At 65.3% G+C, this 3,242-nt stretch carries 2 protein-coding genes; one reads left to right on the top strand and one right to left on the bottom strand.

Features of this window, described 5'->3' with window-relative positions:
- The coding region (locus VFW84_RS14520; protein ID WP_329681177.1) for a glycerophosphodiester phosphodiesterase family protein at window positions 1-336 on the bottom strand (336 nt) is incomplete at its 3' end.
- 192 nt (window positions 337-528) lie between these two features.
- On the opposite strand from VFW84_RS14520, the gene VFW84_RS14515 reads away from it, so the two are divergent.
- Window positions 529-3,242: DUF3683 domain-containing protein (locus VFW84_RS14515; RefSeq protein ID WP_329681176.1), on the top strand; the 2,714-nt coding region annotated here is incomplete at its 3' end.

Below are 3,242 nucleotides of genomic sequence, written 5' to 3'. Positions count from 1 at the left end.
GGCCTGCAGCCAGGAGGACAGATCATCGAGGCGCAGCAGCGGCTCGCCGCGATAGGCCTCGCTGTGCCAGGCACCGGCATCCAGCAAGCTCAAAGCCGCCCAGTCCAAGGCGCCGGCGGAGCCATGCCCGGAGGTGGTGCGCGCCAGATCGGCGTCGTGCAACAGGAAGGGTACGCCATCGGCACTGAGCTTGACGTCGCACTCGAACATGCGAAACCCGTGCGACGCCCCCAATCGGAAGGCCGCCAAGGTGTTTTCCGGCGCCAGTTTGCCAGCGCCACGGTGGGCGATCCACTGAGGGTAAGGCCAGGGTGTGCCTGAGGGTGTGCGCTTCATCGCGCCAGCATACCGCGCGCCAGGCCCCCGCCCTTCTCCCAGGAAGCCCTATCAGGCTCAGGACATGAGCGGTGCGGTAAAATCTCCCCTCAGGCGCGAAAACCACTTTCTTCACAGCACCTGGGGCTTTTCCCCGAAGCCCCGGGCCGCATGGTCTTTTCCCTTCAGGCTTTTTTCGCGCCTGGCGCACTCATGAACGCACCCACAGAGCTGACCCACATGACCGCCCAGGCCGTCGACGCACACGACGATGGCCAGCCCCGCCTGCGCGAGATCCCCTACAACTACACCTCCTTCTCCGACCGCGAGATCGTCCAGCGGCTGCTGGGCCAGCGCGCCTGGGAGGTGCTCAGCCTGTTGCGCACCGAGCGTCAGACTGGCCGCTCCGCCCGCATGCTCTATGAAGTGCTGGGCGATGTCTGGGTCGTTCAACGCAACCCCTATCTGCAGGACGACCTGCTGGACAATCCCAAGCGCCGCGCCCAACTGATCGACGCCCTGCACCACCGCCTGGGTGAGGTCGACAAGCGCCGCACCCCGGGCTCGGACGCCACGCGCGACAAACTCGTCGGCGAACTGCTGGCCTCGGCCCGCTCCGCAGTTGATCGTTTTGCCAGCGCCTTCGATCAGATGGGCGCACTGCGCGAGAGGGCCAACAAGGTCCTGCGCAAGATCACCCGCCACGACAACATCAAGTTCGATGGCTTGAGCCGCGTCTCGCACGTGACCGACGCCACCGACTGGCGCGTCGAATACCCCTTCGTCGTCCTGACGCCGGACACCGAAGAAGAAATGGCGGCCCTGGTCAAGGGCTGCGTCGAACTAGGTCTGACCATCATCCCGCGTGGGGGTGGCACCGGCTACACCGGCGGCGCCGTGCCCCTGACCTGGAAGAGCGCGGTCATCAACACCGAAAAGCTCGAACAGATGACCGAGGTCGAGATGGTCTCCCTGCCGGGTGTCGACCATCCCGTGGCCACGGTCTGGACGGGCGCGGGTGTCGTGACCCAGCGCGTGGCCGATGCGGCCGAGCGTGGGGGCTATGTCTTCGCGGTGGACCCGACCTCGGCCGAAGCCTCGTGCATCGGCGGCAACATCGCCATGAATGCCGGAGGCAAGAAGGCCGTGCTCTGGGGCACGGCCCTGGACAACCTGGCCAGCTGGCGCATGGTGACACCCGATGCGCAGTGGCTGGAGGTCGTGCGCCTCAACCACAATCTGGGCAAGATCCACGACGTGGCCGTCGCCAGCTTCGAGCTGCGCTACTTCCAGGCCGATGGCAAGACCCCGATCCGCACCGAGCGCCTGGACATCCCCGGGCGCACCTTCCGCAAGGAAGGCCTGGGCAAGGACGTCACTGACAAGTTCCTCGCCGGCCTGCCCGGCATCCAGAAGGAAGGCTGCGACGGCCTGATCACCAGCGCCCGCTGGGTCGTGCACCGCATGCCCAAACATGTGCGCACGGTGTGCCTGGAGTTCTTTGGCAATCCCAAGGAAGGCGTGCCTTCGATCGTCGAGATCAAGGACTTCATGTTCGAGGAGATGAAACAGTCCGGCGGGGCCATCCTGGCCGGCCTGGAGCACCTCGACGACCGCTACCTCAAGGCCGTCGGTTACGCCACCAAGAGCAAGCGCAATGTGGGCGGCAATGGCCTGCCCAAGATGGTGCTGATCGGCGACATCGTCGGTGACGACGAGGACCGCGTGGCCCGCGCCGCCAGCGAAGTCATCCGCCTGGCCAATGGCCGCAGTGGCGAAGGCTTCGTGGCCGTCAGCAGTGATGCCCGCAAGAAGTTCTGGGCCGACCGCAAGCGCACCGCCGCCATTGCCAAGCACACCAACGCCTTCAAGGTCAACGAGGACGTGGTGATTCCGCTGCCTCGCATGGGCGAATACACCCTGGGCATCGAGCGCATCAACATCGAGCTGAGCTTGCGCAACAAACTGGCCCTGCTCGACGCCTTCGATGCCTTCTTCAAGACAGGCAACCTGCCGCTGGGCAAGGCCGACGATCCCAGCGAACTGCCCAGCCCCGAGCAGCTCACCGAAAAGATCCAGGCCTCGCAGGCCCTGCTGGCCCAGGTGCGCGCACGCTGGCAGTTCCTCTACGACCACATCGACACGCCGCTGAACACGGTCGGTGAGCCACTGGTCTCGCTGGGCTACGACCAGCACCGCAACGGCACCTACGAACCACAGGACGGCGACACCGTCTTCAATCTGCTGCAGACCTGGTCCATCCGCGTGGGCTGGAAGAAGGAGATCCGCGAGCCGCTCGCCAAGGTCTTCAATGGTGCTGCCATGGCCCCGATCATGGATGAGCTCAAGCGCATCCACAAGCAGGTGCTGCGTGGCCGCGTGTGGATCGCCCTGCACATGCATGCCGGTGATGGCAATGTGCACACCAACATCCCCGTCAACAGCGACAACTACGAGATGCTGCAGACGGCCCACGAGGCCGTGGCGCGCATCATGACGCTGGCACGCTCGCTGGACGGCGTGATCTCGGGTGAACACGGCATCGGCATCACCAAGCTGGAGTTCCTGACCGACGCCGAGATGGCCAACTTCACGGCCTACAAGCAACGTGTCGACCCCGAGGGCCGCTTCAACAAGGGCAAGCTGCTGCGCGGCGCCGCCCTCAAGGCACTGGGTGACGATGTCCATGCGGCCGACCTGACCGAGGCCTACACGCCCTCCTTCGGCCTGATGGGGCACGAGTCGCTGATCATGCAGCAAAGCGACATCGGCGACATCGCCGCCAGCGTCAAGGACTGCCTGCGCTGCGGCAAGTGCAAACCCGTGTGCGCCACCCATGTGCCGCGCGCCAATCTGCTCTACAGCCCGCGCAACAAGATCCTGGCCACCTCCTTGCTGGTCGAGGCCTTCCTGTACGAAGAGCAGAC

Origin of the sequence: Aquabacterium sp., from assembly GCF_036279655.1 — a bacterium.
GTDB lineage: Bacteria > Pseudomonadota > Gammaproteobacteria > Burkholderiales > Burkholderiaceae_C > Aquabacterium.
This window is presented reverse-complemented; position numbering and strand designations above follow the sequence as displayed.